The organism is Kribbella caucasensis, from assembly GCF_004361855.1.
Taxonomy (GTDB): domain Bacteria; phylum Actinomycetota; class Actinomycetes; order Propionibacteriales; family Kribbellaceae; genus Kribbella; species Kribbella caucasensis.
The window spans coordinates 538,005-552,847 of the sequence record NZ_SNWQ01000003.1 but is presented as its reverse complement, the minus strand read 5'-3'; the positions used below and the strand labels follow the sequence as shown (position 1 = coordinate 552,847).

Annotated in this window: 18 protein-coding genes and 3 pseudogenes; 7 read left to right on the top strand and 14 right to left on the bottom strand. The window is 66.5% G+C overall.

The window, feature by feature from the left end:
• Nucleotides 1-10: 10 nt before the first annotated feature.
• The 7 genes and pseudogenes from EV643_RS09880 to mftR form a co-directional block, all read right to left on the bottom strand.
• Entirely contained in the window at nucleotides 11-664 is a 654-nt protein-coding gene (locus tag EV643_RS09880) for a winged helix-turn-helix transcriptional regulator (RefSeq protein ID WP_133799670.1), read from the bottom strand.
• Nucleotides 665-678: 14 nt separating this feature from the next.
• A complete protein-coding gene (locus EV643_RS09875) occupies nucleotides 679-2,160 on the bottom strand; it encodes an amidase (protein ID WP_133799669.1) in 1,482 nt (493 codons plus the stop codon).
• Nucleotides 2,160-2,384 (bottom strand): hypothetical protein, encoded by a 225-nt coding sequence (locus EV643_RS44795; protein WP_202869494.1) that lies wholly within the window; start codon nucleotides 2,382-2,384, stop codon nucleotides 2,160-2,162. Before EV643_RS44795 ends, EV643_RS09875 begins: the two co-directional genes overlap by 1 nt.
• 59 nt (nucleotides 2,385-2,443) lie before the next feature.
• Nucleotides 2,444-3,040, bottom strand: a pseudogene (locus EV643_RS46880) (SDR family NAD(P)-dependent oxidoreductase); the annotation flags it as partial.
• A 173-nt stretch (nucleotides 3,041-3,213) separates the two neighbouring features.
• Nucleotides 3,214-3,450, bottom strand: a complete 237-nt coding sequence (locus EV643_RS09865; RefSeq protein ID WP_133799668.1) for an alpha/beta fold hydrolase — start codon at nucleotides 3,448-3,450, stop codon at nucleotides 3,214-3,216.
• Nucleotides 3,451-3,480: 30 nt separating this feature from the next.
• Nucleotides 3,481-4,101 (bottom strand): methyltransferase domain-containing protein, encoded by a 621-nt coding sequence (locus EV643_RS09860; RefSeq protein ID WP_166665383.1) that lies wholly within the window; start codon nucleotides 4,099-4,101, stop codon nucleotides 3,481-3,483.
• Nucleotides 4,102-4,156: 55 nt separating this feature from the next.
• Nucleotides 4,157-4,759, bottom strand: coding sequence for a mycofactocin system transcriptional regulator MftR (gene mftR, locus EV643_RS09855; protein ID WP_133799666.1), 603 nt, complete (start codon nucleotides 4,757-4,759; stop codon nucleotides 4,157-4,159).
• Between the two features lie 99 nt (nucleotides 4,760-4,858).
• Between mftR and mftA the strand changes: the two genes are divergently transcribed.
• Genes mftA through mftF form a run of 7 tightly spaced genes read left to right on the top strand, consistent with a single transcriptional unit; the run spans nucleotide 4,859 to nucleotide 10,699 of the window.
• Nucleotides 4,859-4,996, top strand: coding sequence for a mycofactocin precursor MftA (mftA, locus tag EV643_RS09850; RefSeq protein WP_133799665.1), 138 nt, complete (start codon nucleotides 4,859-4,861; stop codon nucleotides 4,994-4,996).
• A 16-nt stretch (nucleotides 4,997-5,012) separates the two neighbouring features.
• Nucleotides 5,013-5,312, top strand: a complete 300-nt coding sequence (mftB, locus tag EV643_RS09845) for a mycofactocin biosynthesis chaperone MftB (protein ID WP_133799664.1) — start codon at nucleotides 5,013-5,015, stop codon at nucleotides 5,310-5,312.
• Nucleotides 5,309-6,568, top strand: coding sequence for a mycofactocin radical SAM maturase (gene mftC / locus EV643_RS09840; RefSeq protein WP_133799663.1), 1,260 nt, complete (start codon nucleotides 5,309-5,311; stop codon nucleotides 6,566-6,568). The genes mftB and mftC overlap by 4 nt, the downstream gene beginning before the upstream one ends.
• A gap of 3 nt (nucleotides 6,569-6,571) precedes the next feature.
• A complete protein-coding gene (gene mftD, locus EV643_RS09835; RefSeq protein ID WP_133799662.1) occupies nucleotides 6,572-7,792 on the top strand; it encodes a pre-mycofactocin synthase MftD in 1,221 nt (406 codons plus the stop codon).
• Complete coding sequence (gene mftE / locus EV643_RS09830) at nucleotides 7,789-8,508, top strand: mycofactocin biosynthesis peptidyl-dipeptidase MftE (protein WP_133799661.1); 720 nt, start codon at nucleotides 7,789-7,791, stop codon at nucleotides 8,506-8,508. The genes mftD and mftE overlap by 4 nt, the downstream gene beginning before the upstream one ends.
• A complete protein-coding gene (locus EV643_RS09825) occupies nucleotides 8,505-9,299 on the top strand; it encodes a mycofactocin-coupled SDR family oxidoreductase (RefSeq protein ID WP_133799660.1) in 795 nt (264 codons plus the stop codon). Before mftE ends, EV643_RS09825 begins: the two co-directional genes overlap by 4 nt.
• Complete coding sequence (mftF, locus tag EV643_RS09820) at nucleotides 9,296-10,699, top strand: mycofactocin biosynthesis glycosyltransferase MftF (RefSeq protein WP_133799659.1); 1,404 nt, start codon at nucleotides 9,296-9,298, stop codon at nucleotides 10,697-10,699. Before EV643_RS09825 ends, mftF begins: the two co-directional genes overlap by 4 nt.
• Nucleotides 10,700-11,073: 374 nt before the next feature.
• Here mftF and EV643_RS44790 read toward each other — a convergent pair whose 3' ends face one another.
• The 7 genes and pseudogenes from EV643_RS44790 to EV643_RS09800 form a co-directional block, all read right to left on the bottom strand.
• The gene (locus EV643_RS44790) at nucleotides 11,074-11,421 is read right to left on the bottom strand and encodes a hypothetical protein (RefSeq protein WP_202869480.1); all 348 of its coding nucleotides are present in this window, start codon (nucleotides 11,419-11,421) and stop codon (nucleotides 11,074-11,076) included.
• A 125-nt stretch (nucleotides 11,422-11,546) separates the two neighbouring features.
• Entirely contained in the window at nucleotides 11,547-11,672 is a 126-nt protein-coding gene (locus EV643_RS46400) for a hypothetical protein (RefSeq protein WP_255512954.1), read from the bottom strand.
• A 281-nt stretch (nucleotides 11,673-11,953) separates the two neighbouring features.
• Nucleotides 11,954-12,163, bottom strand: coding sequence for a COG4705 family protein (locus tag EV643_RS45495; RefSeq protein ID WP_238165472.1), 210 nt, complete (start codon nucleotides 12,161-12,163; stop codon nucleotides 11,954-11,956).
• A gap of 55 nt (nucleotides 12,164-12,218) precedes the next feature.
• Nucleotides 12,219-12,473: pseudogene (locus EV643_RS45490) on the bottom strand (hypothetical protein); the annotation flags it as partial.
• Between the two features lie 136 nt (nucleotides 12,474-12,609).
• A pseudogene (locus EV643_RS45485) lies at nucleotides 12,610-12,747 on the bottom strand (hypothetical protein); the annotation flags it as partial.
• Nucleotides 12,748-12,798: 51 nt separating this feature from the next.
• Complete coding sequence (locus EV643_RS09805) at nucleotides 12,799-13,707, bottom strand: decaprenyl-phosphate phosphoribosyltransferase (protein WP_133799658.1); 909 nt, start codon at nucleotides 13,705-13,707, stop codon at nucleotides 12,799-12,801.
• On the bottom strand, nucleotides 13,704-14,837 hold the full coding sequence (locus tag EV643_RS09800) for a phosphodiester glycosidase family protein (protein WP_133799657.1): 1,134 nt from the start codon (nucleotides 14,835-14,837) through the stop codon (nucleotides 13,704-13,706). The genes EV643_RS09805 and EV643_RS09800 overlap by 4 nt, the downstream gene beginning before the upstream one ends.
• Nucleotides 14,838-14,843 lie beyond the last annotated feature (6 nt).

Below are 14,843 nucleotides of genomic sequence, written 5' to 3'. Positions count from 1 at the left end.
GGACGGAGCGTCAGAGATTGGGCGCGTACTCACGCGCGGTTGCGCCGAACACGGCGAAGAGTCGTGGCAGGCCAGGCGCCTTGCCTTCAGTGCGCACCTCACCGGAACGACGGGCGCCGGCGAGCGTGGTCGACCCCAGCGAGAGGTCGATGAACGCGGACGGCGAGCAACGCAACCGCAGCGCCGAAGGCGATTCTGAGGGACCGGAGCGCACGTTCATGACACCGCCACCGACCGTCATCGTGAACACGTCACCCACGTGAACCTCGACCGACAGATCGAGACCTTCGAGACGTGCCGGGGTCAGGGCGCCCGACATCGCCAGGGCGACCATGTCGGCCCGAGCTGTGGCTGGGTCCACATTCGACATCAACCCGAGCCCCCACAGGCTGAGGCCGATCACCGGCTCCCGCAGTCCTTCGCCATAGGCGGTGAGCACATAGGCGCCCGCTTCGGTCTTGGACACGACGCCTGCGCCCTGCAGACGACGCAGCCGCGTGGTCAACCGGTTCGGGCCGGCGGCAGGAAGCCTGTCGCCGAGGTCTTTGAAGCGTTTGGGTCCGAGGAGGAGTTCGCGGACCACGAGCAGAGTCCAGCGTTCGCCGAGCACGTCCAGTGCGCACGCGAGCGGGCAGGCCTGCCCGTACGCCCGGGGACTCTCCATCGGCACGAGTGTAGTCATGACGGCCTCTGGTACCCGCCGAGCTTCTCACCGAGAAGCGCCGCGAACTCGATCGTCGTCAGGTCCCCGCCGGACGGCCCCATGGCCTGGATGCCGATGGGCAGCCCGGACACAGCGCCGTGCCCCGTGGGGATCGTCGTGGCAGGCGTGCCGGCGATGTTCGCGACGCCACACCACTTCACCTGGTCCCAGTACGGTCTTTGCCTGCCGTCGACCTCGAACCGGCGGCCGAACTTGTCGAGGACCTTGCCATGGTGGGGCGGTGCCGCGGTGGGAGAGACCGGCATCAGCACGATGTCGTAGCTGTCGAAGAAGCGCGTCCAACGCTCACGCATCTCCTGGCGCCGGGCGTCGGCCTCCATCCAGGCGTGGTGCGAGAGGAACGTGCCCCGCAACGCCTTCAGGGCGTCACCGCGCGGGTTCTGGGCGATGCGCGCCATCATCGAGGCACCGAACGCCGGGGTCATGCCGCTGCGGTCGATGCCCAGCTGTGAGAACAGCAGCGGCTGGAACGTCCGGTGCGACTCCGCGATCGTCACCGGGATCGCGGCCGGGTGGACATCGACGGTGGCTCCTCCCTTCTCGAGCTCGGTGAAGGCGCTCCTCATGGCGCTGGTGACGTCGGCGTCGATCGGGCAGTCGGGGTCCTCGTACCAGACCGCGACCCGGAAGTCCTTCAGTCGCGTCGCCCGGGGCGGCGCCAGCTCGAACCGGAAGCCACCGTCCCGCTTCAGCGCTCCCGTCGTGGCCTCGAGAATCGGCACGAGGTCGCGGGCGTCACGCACCTGGGCGCCGGCGCAGGCGAGGTCGGGCTCGGACCAGCGATTCACCCCTGGACCGGGGACAAGGTGCCCGACGAGCGAGATCGCCCGGTACGTCGCCTTGTGCCCGTACAGGCCGACGAAGTGTGACGGGATACGAGTGGAGCCGCCGATCTCCGAGCCGAAGTCGAACGCCGTCAACCCCGCTGCGGTGGCAACCGCTCCGCCACCGGCGGATCCGCCCGAGGTGCGAGAGCGGTCCCAAGGATTGTTGGTCGGCCCGAACAGGGAGTTGTCTGCCTGTACGTCCTGGTTGCCGGGCGGCATGTTGGTCTTGCCCATGATGACCGCGCCAGCCTTGCGCAGCCGTGCGACCGCCTCGGCGTCCTGGGTCGGGACGTAGTGCGCGAGGTCCTCACGGCCGCACGAGGAGCGCATGCCCTGGGTCTCGTAGCTGTCCTTGGTGGTGATCGGCAGCCCGTGGAGCGGGCCGAGCTCGGCGCCGCCGCCGGCACGCGCCCGGTCGGCCTGGTCTGCTTCGGCGCGAGCACGGTCGGCATCCAGGGTGATGACCGAGTTGAGCATCGGGTCGATGCGACCGATCCGCTCGAGGTAGATGTCGACCAGCTCGCGGCTGGTCACCTCGCGCTTCTCGAGCGAGGCGAGCAACTGATGAGCAGGCGCGAAGGCCAGGTCTTCTGACGGGAGGGTGGGCATCACTGGACTTCCTCGTGAGTGGTCGGCAGGCGACCTTCAAGTTGGGCCAGCGCCTGGTGAAAGGCAGTGTCGCCGGCGAATTTGGCATCCAGGGCGAGCGCCGCGACGCCGCGTAGCGTCGAAACGGGACGCCAGCGGTGCGGCACGGTGACGGAGCTTCGTCGTTTCTGGATGCCAGCGGCGATCCCGGCGGCTGCCGTCTTGGGCTGGATGCGCTTGAGCATGAATTTCGGACTCGCCGACAGCAGGGCCAGCAGGTGCGGGTCGGCGTCGATGCCCCCCGGATCATGTCGGTGTCGATGAGTGAGAAGTAGGCGGTCGTGACCGACGCCCCGTGCATGGCCAACTCGACCCGAAGGCCGCGTCCGAGCTGTTCGACAGCAGCCTTGCTCATGGCGTAAGGGATGGCTCCGGCGCCGTTCATGTATGCGAAGACGGAACTGATCAGGACGAACTGCCCGCGGTTCGCGATCACGTCCTCGATCGTGGCGGTGACGGTGTTCATGACGCCGTCGACGTTGACGGCCATCACGCCGGCGGCTTGGCCGGGCCGCAATGAGCGGAAGGTGCCGCCTCCGCCGAGGATGCCGGCGTTGGCGATGACGACATCGATGCGACCGAACTCGTCACGGGCGAACGCGGCAGCAGTGCGGACGGAATCCGGGTCGGTGACGTCGCACTCGACGGCACGACCAGCCCCGTTCGGCAGGGCGGCGGCCGTCTGGCGTCCTGCGAGCAGATCGCGGTCCGCGATGACGACGTGGGCTCCCCGCCGCGCGAGAGCGGTGGCGGTGGCCGCGCCGAGGCCACGGCCGGCGCCGGTGATGAGGACGACTTTGCCGTCGAGTCGAAACCGGCGACGCAATGACGGAGGTCTCATGGCGAGCACACTAACCCGGAACTATACGAAATGTATAGCGCCTAGCCATGTGATCTGACGATCGTCATCACATCCACGGATCGAGGGATCCACCCCGTGCCGGCACCATCGAAGGGCACGTCGAGACGGCAGCCCCGGAACCCTCCGGGGCCGCGTCGTCGCGGGGCGGCGGGTCAGTCGCCGAGGAAGTTCTTGACCTCGGTGCTGAAGTCCTCGAGGTGCTGGAAGAGGAAGGCGTGGCCGGCGTCGCTGTAGAGGACCAGCTTGGCGTCGGGCAGTTCCTGGACGGCCGAGTATGACGCGAACGCGTCGATCATGACGTCGTGGGAGCCGTTGGCGTAGAGCACGGGCATGGTGAGCGTGCGCAGTCCCGCAACGGGCCAGGGTGACACCTTGGGCGACGACTCCACCGAAGGACCTGCTGGGAGCTCGGGGCAGGCCTATCCAGTAGGGGCTTGGATGCGGCGGGCATAGACGCAGAGATCCTCGTCTGGGCGATTATGGGTGAACGGCACCTCTGCGAGCAGGTCGGTTCGCTCCAGCTTGGTGATCGCGGTGAACTGCTTGGTTCTCTCGAGCTGATAGGCGAGCCCGTCGTAGTCGTAGCACCACAGGTGCGGCTCATAGGCCAGGCTGTGGGTGAAGACGGAGAAGTATGCGCTCGGCGGCGCGTCGTCGGGGATGCGGTTGTGCGCCCATTCCTTGAACCAGGGCAAGCCTTCGTAGCCGTTGAGCAACGCCTGGACATGCGTCACGAGATCCGGGACGGAGATGAGGATCACGCCTCCCGGATTGAGGATCGCAGCGCAGTTCTGCAGCACCCGAAGGCCGTCCTCGAATCCGAAATGTTCGAAGGTGTGTTGCATCCGGACGAGGTCATAGATTCCGAGTTGCTCGACATCGCGTTCGGTCAGGTTGGCGATGTCGGCACGGTGATACCGACCCTGCAACTCGTCGGACAGCGTGCCGACCGGCAGGATGTCCAGGTAGTCGAAGCCTGGAGAGAACTCAGCGCCACAGCCAACGTCCAGCCAGCGCGTCTGTCCCGCAGCAGTCAACACTTGACTCAAGCCCATGGATGCCCTCCGGCGACGCCCGCGCGGCGCGATCGCGTGGTCAGTCGGTCAAATAGTCTCGAAGTTGCCGCATGCATTCATCGAGCAGATCCTGCAGAGAGGCCGCCGGCTGCTCAAGCCAGCGCTCGTAGGCGGTCAAAGCCAGCGCGAGGCTGACATGCCCCACCATCTGCGGCATTACGTCGTCCGGCCTGAGTCCCTGGCGCCGGGCGACGTACTCGGCGATAACGGCGCGCCAATCCCCGTATCGCAGAACGGAGTGCGCCTGGAGGGTCGGCGTCCTGAGGATCAACGTCATTCGTTCCCGATGCGGGGGCTGCGCGTCGGGGGGAAACTCATTGAACCGCAGCACCGCACGGTGGACCGCTTGGTGGAGGGGCAGCTCTTCCGGCATCTCGTCGAGGATGGTCCTGAAGTTGTCCAGCGTGCGGTCGAACTGCCCCCAGGGGATGTCGTTCTTGGATTCGTAGTACCGGAAGAGCGTCCGCCGTCCCACACCGACCGCTTGAGCGACCGCCGCCATGGTCGTGCCGTCGAAACCTCGCTCGGCGAACAGCCGGAAGGCGGCTTGTTCGATTTCGCCGTGCGTGGTCGCAACCGGTCGTCCAGGCCCCAAGCCCTTGCGGTTGTTGCTCGTGATCATCGCCGCGGAATCTAGCAGGTGCACGAACCCTTCCTTTTTGGCGCTGAGTGCCATTACTCTACAGGCCCCTGAGTCGCACCACCACCCAAGGAGGCAAACATGCCGAACAACGAACCCCGCACCATCGCCATCGACGACCCCCAGGCCCCTGTCGCCGATGTGGACGTCGAGCCGCCGGTGAGCGTCGAGGCTCTGATCGAAGAAGTCTCGATCGACGGCATGTGTGGCGTGTACTGAGCGGCTGGGAGCCACGATGCGACCCGAAATCGGTGCGATGCTCGACCAACCATGGCGGTTGTCAGCGTCGGTGGCGCTCCGCCCCGAACCGTTCGGTGCGCTGGCCTATCACTTCGGCACCCGCCGGTTGACCTTCTTGAAGCGACGTGACCTGGTGAACGTCGTGAACCTGCTGGCCGACCATGTCGACGTCCGGGCCGCATTGATCGCTGCCGGAGTACGGCAAGAGCAGTGGCCGGCGTACGTCGAGGCGCTCGAAGCTCTGGCTGCCACCGACATGATCTGCCCCAACAAGACTGCGGAGGTCTCCGCATGACACTGCTGAATGAGGTTCCAATCGGACAGCGCCCCCTGACCGGGTCACTGGTGGAGCAGTTCGAGTACGGCCTGGATGCCCCGATCTGCCTGACCTGGGAACTGACGTATGCGTGCAATCTGGCCTGCGCACACTGCCTCTCCTCGTCAGGTCGTCGTGACCCGGGGGAGCTGACGACCGCGCAGTGCGAAGCGGTTGTCGATGAACTCGAGCGGATGCAGGTCTTCTACGTCAATATCGGAGGTGGCGAGCCGACCATTCGGCCGGACTTCTGGCACCTGCTGCAGTACTCGGTGGACCATCACGTGGGCGTGAAGTTCTCCACGAACGGCGTCCGGATCACACCTGAGCGGGCTCGGTTCCTGGCGTCGACCGACTACGTCGACGTCCAGGTGTCGCTGGATGGTGCGACGGCTGTCGTGAACGACTACGTCCGCGGCGCGGGGTCTTTCGACACGGCTGTGCGGGCGCTGGGCAACCTGGCGGACGCTGGTTTCGAGGACGCCAAGTTGTCCGTCGTCGTGACTCGGCACAACGTTACCCAGCTCGACGAGTTCAAGGCGCTCGCCGACCGGTACGGCGCGACGCTGCGGCTGACGCGGCTACGCCCATCAGGTCGTGGCGCGGACGTGTGGGACGAGCTCCACCCTCTTGCCGAGCAGCAACGCACTCTGTACGACTGGCTGCTGGCCAATGGTGACGGGGTGCTGACCGGCGACTCGTTCTTCCACCTCGCTGCCTTCGGCGAGAACCTTCCCGGGCTCAATCTGTGCGGTGCCGGCCGGGTGGTCTGTCTGATCGACCCGGTGGGTGACGTGTACGCGTGCCCCTTCGCGATCCACGAAAGCTTCCTGGCGGGCAACGTGGTGACCGACGGCGGGTTCCAGACGGTCTGGCAGACATCGTCGCTGTTCTCCGACCTGCGGTCTCCGCAGACGTCGGGCGCCTGCACGAAATGCACATTCTTCGACTCCTGCCGGGGCGGCTGCATGGCCGCCAAGTTCTTCACCGGTCTCCCACTGGACGGCCCCGATCCCGAGTGCGTGCAGGGCTACGGCGAGCTCGCCCTCGCCGGACAGCGCACGGTGCCGGCTCAGAGCCAGGACCACTCGAGGCGCACGCCGACGCGCAACGAGCCGGTGCTGCTCCAGTTGAGCCGGCGCGATGATCTCGTCGGTCCGCCCGTCTCCGCGTGCGCCGAGCACCCACTCGCGGGCTACCAGGATGGACACCCATCGAAAATCCGGAGCGACTGACTCATGCCGAAGAACCCCTGGGCACGGAACCCGTGGTTTGAGACCGTTTCCGTTGCGCAGCGTCGTGCTGAGAAGAGGTTGCCCTCGTCTGTGTACAGCGCATTGCTCGCCGGGTCGGAGCGCGGCCAGTCCTATCAGGACAACATGGCGGCCTTCACCGAGCTCGGCTTCGCACCTCACATCGTTGGGCCGTCCTCCGACCGTGTGCTCGCCACCACGGTGATGGGGCAGGACATCTCGATGCCAGTGGTGATCTCCCCGACCGGTGTACAAGCGGTCCATCCCGACGGCGAAGTGGCAGTTGCCCGAGCCGCGGCGGCTCGCGGTACCGCGATGGGGCTCAGCTCGTTCGCCAGCAAACCGATTGAGGAGGTTGTCTCGGCCAACCCGAAGACCTTCTTCCAGATGTACTGGATGGGGTCCAAGGACGACATGCTGGCCCGGATGGAGCGGGCCCGGGCGGCAGGCGCGGTGGGGCTGATCGCCACGCTGGACTGGTCTTTTTCGATGGGTCGTGACTGGGGCAGTCCCGAGATCCCGGAAAAGATCGACCTGCACGCCGCGATGCGGTTCGCGCCGCAGGTGTTGCGTCGGCCGCGATGGCTCTACGACTTCGCCAAGAGCAAGCAGATCCCGGACCTGACCGCACCGAACCTCGCCGAGCCCGGTGACCGCGGGCCGACGTTCTTCGGCGCCTACTACGAGTGGATGCAGACCCCGGCGCCGACCTGGGACGACGTGCAGTGGCTTCGTAAGGAGTGGGACGGACCGTTCATGCTGAAGGGAGTGTGCCGTATCGACGATGCACATCGCGCCGTCGATGCAGGATGTACGGCGATTTCGGTCTCCAACCACGGTGGCAACAATCTCGACGGCACTCCGGCAGCGATCCGGATGCTCAAACCGATCGCGGATGCTGTCGGCAACGATATCGAGGTGCTCCTCGACGGAGGGATCCGGCGCGGTTCCGACGTGGTCAAGGCGCTGTGTCTGGGGGCACGCGCCGTCATGATAGGCCGTGCCTATCTGTGGGGCCTTGCAGCGAACGGTCAGGCCGGGGTAGAGAACGTGCTGGACATCCTTCGCGGCGGCGTGGACTCCACCCTACTGGCCATGCGACTGCCATCGGTTCACGACCTGACGCCCGATCACCTTGTCATGCCTGACAACTTTCACCGGATCCTGGGTCTTCCGTCCCAGGCGGATGTCGGCACGACACCATGAGCGTGCTGGCGGCTGCGACGTGGACCGAGGTTGGATACAGGCCGTTGGTGCTGGTACCGGTCGGCTCGATTGAGCAGCACGGCCCGCACCTTCCTCTCGACACCGATGCGGTGATCGCCGCGGCTGTGGCGCGACGGGTGGCGGAGCTCATGAACGATGAGGTGTTCGTCGCACCGGTCATGGCCTACACCGCCAGCGGTGAGCACCAGGATTTCCCCGGAACGTCCTCGATCGGGGCGGAGTCGCTGAGTCAGGTGATCATTGAGCTGGTCAGATCGATGCGGACGTGGGCCGACCGGATCGTTATCGTCAACGCCCACGGTGGCAATACCTGCGCGTTGGCGCGTGCGGTGGGTCAACTCCTCCAAGAGGAGCACGACGTCGGCTGGGCCGCCTGCGCCACTGAAGGCATTGACGCCCACGCCGGGTACACCGAGACGTCCCTGATGCTGCACCTGCAGCCCTGGGCCGTAAGAAGACACCGGGCCGAGGCCGGCAACACGACGCCCATCAGCGAACTGCTACCGGCATTGGTACGAGATGGCGTCCGGGCCGTAGCCCCCAACGGGGTTCTCGGCGACCCAACCGGCGCCAACGCCAACGAGGGTGCGCGTTGTCTGGAAACCATGGCACGGGACATCGCCGCCGTTGTTCGCGGTCGTCCGGACTCTCGTGGGTTCTTGCATCGGACTGCTGCGGCGGACGTGGTGGGATGACCGCGCGCGTTGCGCTGGTCACCGGCGCCGCGAGGGGCATCGGTGCGGCGACCGTCCGGACCCTGGCTGCTCAGGGGTACGGCGTTGTCGCGCTGGACTCGTGCGAAGGCGACGACCCACAGAGCAGTGCGCCGTACCCGATGCCCACCCGGAACGACCTGGCCAAGGTCGTCGACGGCCTCCAGGACCAGGTCATGCCGTACGTCGCCGACGTACGGGACCGAGACGCCCTCAAGCGGGCCGTCACGATGGCCGTCGACCGCTGGGGACGACTCGATGCCGCTGTCGCGAGCGCCGCGGTGATCCGCGGCGGAGCTCCGCTATGGCAAACACCGCAATCGGAACTCGATCTGCTGTGGCAGGTGGACGTTCTGGGAGTCTGGAACACCGCTGTTGCGGCGACGCCGGCAATGCTGGCCAACTCGGATCCGGCCGGTTGTCGCTTTGTGGCCGTCGCATCCGCGGCCGGCACCCGCGGGCTGTACGGCCTCGCAGGCTATGGCATGGCAAAGCACGCCGTTGTCGGCCTGGTCAAAGGGCTCGCGGCCGACCTCGTCGGAACCGGCATCACCGCGGCGGCCGTGTCGCCCGGCTCGACCCGCACCGACATGCTCGACGCCTCCGCCGACCTCTACGGCCTCAGCAGCTCGGAAGAGTTCGCCGACAGCCAACTCGCCAAACGCCTTCTCGAGCCGGACGAGATCGCCGCCGCGATCGCATTCTGCTGCTCGCACGAAGGGGCCGTCATCAACGGAAGCGTGCTCCACGCGGACGGCGGGTTCCACGCATGAGCGCGAGTCTCCCCGATGGATTCACCGTGCGGATCCGCGACGACATCCGGGTCGCCGACTCCGGCCGAACCCTGGTCGGCGGGACACCGTTGCGTGCCGTCCGCTTCACCGATCGGGCCGCGACCATAGTCGAGGACGGGGTCGTCGAGGTTTGTGACAAGGCGAGCCGTGTCCTGGTCGATCGGCTGCTGGACGCCGATCTCGCCGTACCGATCCTGGGAGCCGCCGAGAGCTGTACGCCGGACGATCTGACGGTCGTGATACCTGTCCGCGATCGGGCCCAGGAATTGGAGCGGCTGCTCTCAGCGCTACGCCCGACGCTGCGCTGCATCGTGGTCGACGATGCATCCCACGACCCCGCGGCGGTGGCGAACGTCGTCAAGCGACTCGGCGCGCAACTCGTCGTACTCGAGCAGAACGTGGGTCCGGCAGGTGCCCGCAATGCTGGACTTCGCGAGGTGTCGACGCCGTTGGTCGCGTTCGTCGACTCCGACGTCATGGCCGATCCCGACGTACTGCTGCGGCTCGGAGCGCACTTCGCCGACCCACGGCTGGCGCTTGTCGCCCCGCTGGTGAAGGGCCGAGCCCCGTCTGATCAGCCGCGCTGGTTCCAGAAGTACGACGAGATCGCGTCGTCGCTGGACCTCGGCGGCAAGGCTTCGGGAGTACGCCCTGGTGGCGCTGTCGCATGGTTGCCGGGCGCTTGTCTGGTTGCCCGGGTCGATGCCATCGGCAAGGGTTTCGACGACCAGATGCGCGTCGGCGAGGACGTCGACTTCGTTTGGCGACTGACCGACAAGGGCTGGCGCGTGAGGTACGACCCCGATTTCGTGGTCGACCACGAGACCCGGTCGACCGTGCGTACGTGGCTCGGGCGCAAGTTCGTGTACGGCACCGGTGGTGCCGCACTCGCCCAGCGACATGGGGACCTGGTCGCCCCTGCGGTGCTGTCACCCACATATGCCGCGGCAGCGATCGCCCTGCTCGCCCAACGACCCTGGTCCATCGGTGTCGCCCTGGCGGCGGTCGCTCGGGCCGGCCACGTCCTGAACCACACCCTGCCGGAGACCCCCGCACGCTCGCGGCTCGCCGCCCAACTGGCGACAGACGGGTTGGTCTGGATGGCACGACAAGAGTCAGCACTCATCCTTCGACACTGGTGGCCTGCCGCCGCAGCGGCCGCCATGTTCTCCCCGCGAGCACGCCGTGCTGTCCTCGTTGCGGCCGTCGTGGACCTGGCCAGCTATTGGCCTCACCGGTCGAGCATCGGCCCCGTCTCGTATGTCGTCGCCCGACGGCTCGACGACCTCGCCTACGGAGCCGGCCTCTGGACCGGAGCAGTCCGTGCCCGCTCCACCAAGGCGCTGAGGGTTCGGCTTATCCGCAGGAGAACCCGTTGACCGATGACCTCCGAGTCGCTGGACTCAGAGGAAGTCAGGAGAAGCCGGTGAGAATCCCGGCCTGGCCTGACGACGCAGCTCCAGGAATCCTGGAACTTGTGGTGTCGACGGCACGGCGGGTTCTAGTCAACGTCGCAACACAGGGTGCTCCGCGGACACTGGTCGTTAAGTGGTCGTGGAACGACGAGGTGCCTGGCCGATGTTGCTCTGACCAGGCACTTCTCGAGGGGTGGAGGTGGCGGGAATCGAACCCGCGTCCTTCAAACCGCACTAGTTGTGCATGGTTGGGAAGTACTGAATCCCCTTGCATTACAGCGATTTCGTAGTTGCCGGCGGTTGCCTGTCAATGGTCTTCAATGGCCATAAAGTGGTCGTTAGTTGGTCGCGATTCGCTCAGATCGCCTCCCGGAGACGCGAGCGGCCAAGCCGCTCGGCCTCGCGGCGTGGACCCCGGTCGCGAACGAGGTCAGGAAGGTCTCGTGCTTGAGGTACAGATCTACGTCACCCGAAGGCGCACCGGGGTAGGGGACGAAATCGAACACCGTGGTGGGATCGACGGCCAGTGCGGAGTCCGGGCTGGTGGCGGCCGGAGGATTCTGGCAGCCCCCGTGACCGGCGAACAGGTATACATCGGGGAGTTCGCTCCCACCCGATGGGTCAAGGTCGCCGCCGTCGTCGCGGAAATCCGATCCCCAGACGTCGCCGTTCTCCCACGTGGACACCGCCGAGTGACCAGCGAGCCCGTATCACGCTTGAAACGCCCGCACCTCGGTAATCGTCGCAGGCAGGTCGGGACCGCCACACATGTTCGGAATGTAGTCCCGGACACCTCCGGTCGAATAGCGCATCATCCCCTCGCCCGGATGCCGCTCCTCACAAGGTCACGCGAGAAGGTGTCGGCGGCGTTGTGCTGCGCGAGAGCCGACTGCACCTTGCCGAAGTTCTCGATGGGATCCTCGATCTCCAGCGACACCGGCGGCACCCCTGGCCGCCTGGCTGTTCTCCCAACCAGGCGCCACGGCAAACAACACCGCGCCTGTGACAACCCCATCAATCGCAACCGAGCCCCTGATGACTCTGGAGGTGGGAGTTCTGGCTCCATCGACCGGCGGCCGCACACCCTCCTCTGAGTGAGCAGTGACAACGTCCGACAAGTCAAAGTTGCCCACGGCAAGAACCCTTCGAGGCACGGGTCAGGCATTGCCGCGGTACGCACGATGCCGACGCCTGAGCAGCCGGCGGGGGCCGACGGACTTACCGGGGCTCGCTGAGTTGGTCCTTTCTGGTCACGGTCAGGTAGGTCACCAGGGCGAGGATCGCGATCAGGAAGAGCGCGCTCGTGCCGGTCGTTCCGAGGCCGAGACCGCCGTCGTCGCGGGGCTGGGAGAGGAAATCGCCGATCGAGGCTCCCAGCGGCCGGGTCAGGATGTAGGCGATCCAGAACACCACCGGGCCGAGCTTCAAAACCGTAGTGGGCCACGGCCACCACTGCTATGACCGCGGCGAAGACGACCGCCGAGACCCAGTAGCCGAGGCTGAACTGCTCCGCCACCAGGTCACCTGCCGCGGTTCCCAGGGCGAAGGTGAACAGGATTGCCAGCCAGTACCACGCCTGCCGGCGCACCATGACGATGCTGTGGATCGAGAGGGTGCGTTCGGCGCCGTACCAGAGTGCGAACGTGACAGCGAGCGCGGCGGCGAACACCGCGGTGGTCAGCTCGAGCGGTACTCCGATCGAGTCGGTGAGGTTGTCGGTGATCAAGGTGCCGGCCACAGATGTCAGCACCACGACCGGCCAGTAGAGGGCCGGACCGTAGCGGTCGGCCCGGAACTGGAAGATCAGCGCGATCACCAGTAGCGCAGCCGACCACGAGGGTGGTGTAGGTGAGGCCGAACCCCAGAGTGTCGTTCAGGAAGTCTGCGGCTGTTTCACCGACCGTTGTCCCGAGCACTTTGATGAGCCAGAAGTACACGGTCACCTCAGGGACCTTGCTGAGCAGTCGAGTGCCGATCCCGGCAGACGCCGATCGCGTCAGGTCAGAAGTCATGGGCCGGACGCTGAACGGACTCGGCTGAGCGGACACTGAGTGCGACTCGGTTCACGCCAGGTAAAGGCCCGCGCCGACCAGGACGGCCCACAGGAGACCGGCGAGGAGCAGGACTCGGTCGCGGAAGATCTCGTGCTCGGGCAGCTCGCCCCGACCGGTCGACACCAGCAGCCCGTAACGCAGCAATCCGGTCAGAAACGGCAGGAACGAGACGGTGAGCAACTGGCGGATGACATCGTCGCCGAGATACTGGAACGCCCACAGTCCATAGGACAGGACGGTCCCGAGCAGGGCGACTGTCGTCAACTGGTCGAGCCAGCTCGCGGAGTACGCCGCCAGAACCGGCCGGCTGCGGGCGTCGGAAGTCGTCGAGCTTCGCTCGGCCCGGCGTTTCCCCGCGACCAGGAAGAGCGCACCGAAGAGCGAGACGAGCAGGAACCAGTTCGAGACCGCCACGCCGGTCGCCGTACCGCCTGCCGCGGCCCGCAGGACGAACCCGAGCGCGACGGCAACCACATCGACGACGGCGATGTGCTTGAGCCCAAAGACGTAGGCGAACTGGACCGCCAGGTAGCCGAAACCGATCAGAAAGGTCGGAATCCCAAGACTGCCGGCGATCGTCAACCCGGCGACGACCCCTGCACATCCCCAGACCAGCGCGACCATCGGGCTGACCGCGCCGGAAGCGACGGGCCGATGCTGTTTCCTAGGGTGACGGCGATCATCGGGCGCGTCCCGTACGTCATTGAACGCATAGATGCCGACGGACAAGAGGATGAAGGCCGCGGCAGCCACCGTTGCCCTCAGCAACGCGTGCGGCTGGTCGATCACTCCGGCAGCCACTGGTGCCGCGAAGAGCATCACCGCCTTGTGCCACTGCTGCGGCCGGCTGAGCCTGAGCAGTGACGCGGCACGGGAGGTTCGCAGGACGACGGCAGAGGAATTGCGGAGGTTGGTCATCGCGTCACGACGTAGAAGAAGTCGCGTTGGTCGTCGATCAGGTAGCGATCGGACGGAGACGTCATCGACTGGAGCAGTCGCCTGCTGGTCATCGGGCCGTTGCCGGTTGGCTGCTCGATGTCGAAGCTGACCATCGCCGAATGGATGTCGAGCTCCATCCCTTCGCGGATGCCGGCTTGGTGCATCGCGGCGGCGAGGGTGGCCAGCGTCAGGCCGTTACCGGCCACATAGATGAGGTTGCCTCGGGCATCGGTTCCGAGGCCGGACCGCCAGGTGTACTGGAACTGGCTGCGGGCACTTCCCCAGCGCCCCTGCCAGTTGCCGCTCAGACCGTCGACGACCTTGCCGTCGCTGATCACCAGGTCCAGGTTCTGCCGTACGGCGACCACGTCCAGACTCATCCGCACGGTCTGGTTCCACGCACCGATCCTGGCCACTCCGGAGCGATCGATCACCACCGACGCACGACCGTCGACCAGCGGCACCGCCGCCGACTCGGTCGTCCACCAACCCCCATGCGAGTCAGCCGTCTTGAAGCCGGCGTTGAACACGGCGACCAGTCGGGACCGGGCGTCCGCTGGCACCGAATAGCCGTCCCTCGATGCCATCCCCACCACCGGCTCCCGAGTGCCGGGCATCAGCCGCAGGCTGTCCACCGTCTGTGGGATCAGCGCTGCGGCCGCGGTCACGGGCAGGTGAGCGGGATCGGGCCGGAACCAGGTGGTCCACAACAGGGTCCTCCGCTGTGGGCCCTGGCGGGCGGCGCTCCACACTCCCTCATGTGCGAGCGTCTTCACTGTCGGGAGGGTTCTGATCACCGGAAGGCCTATCGGATCACCGCCTGTCGGCGCAGGCTGGCCGGCAGACGGGATGTCCTGCGGCGTCCCGGTCGTGGGCGGTGCATGGCGGGAATACCGCCAGGTCTCGATGGTGTCGATCAGCTTGCCGCCGCCGTGGTCACGGATCCATTCCACAGACCGTACGGCGAAGCTCGCGTTGCCGGGGTACAGCAGCGCCCGGACGTACGAGACCGCCGGCACGACGAGCAGCGCGCAAAGGATCAGCGCGATCCACTGGATGCGGCGACGGCGACGGATCTTCCTGGCCGGTCTGGTCAGCGAATGCTTCATGCCACC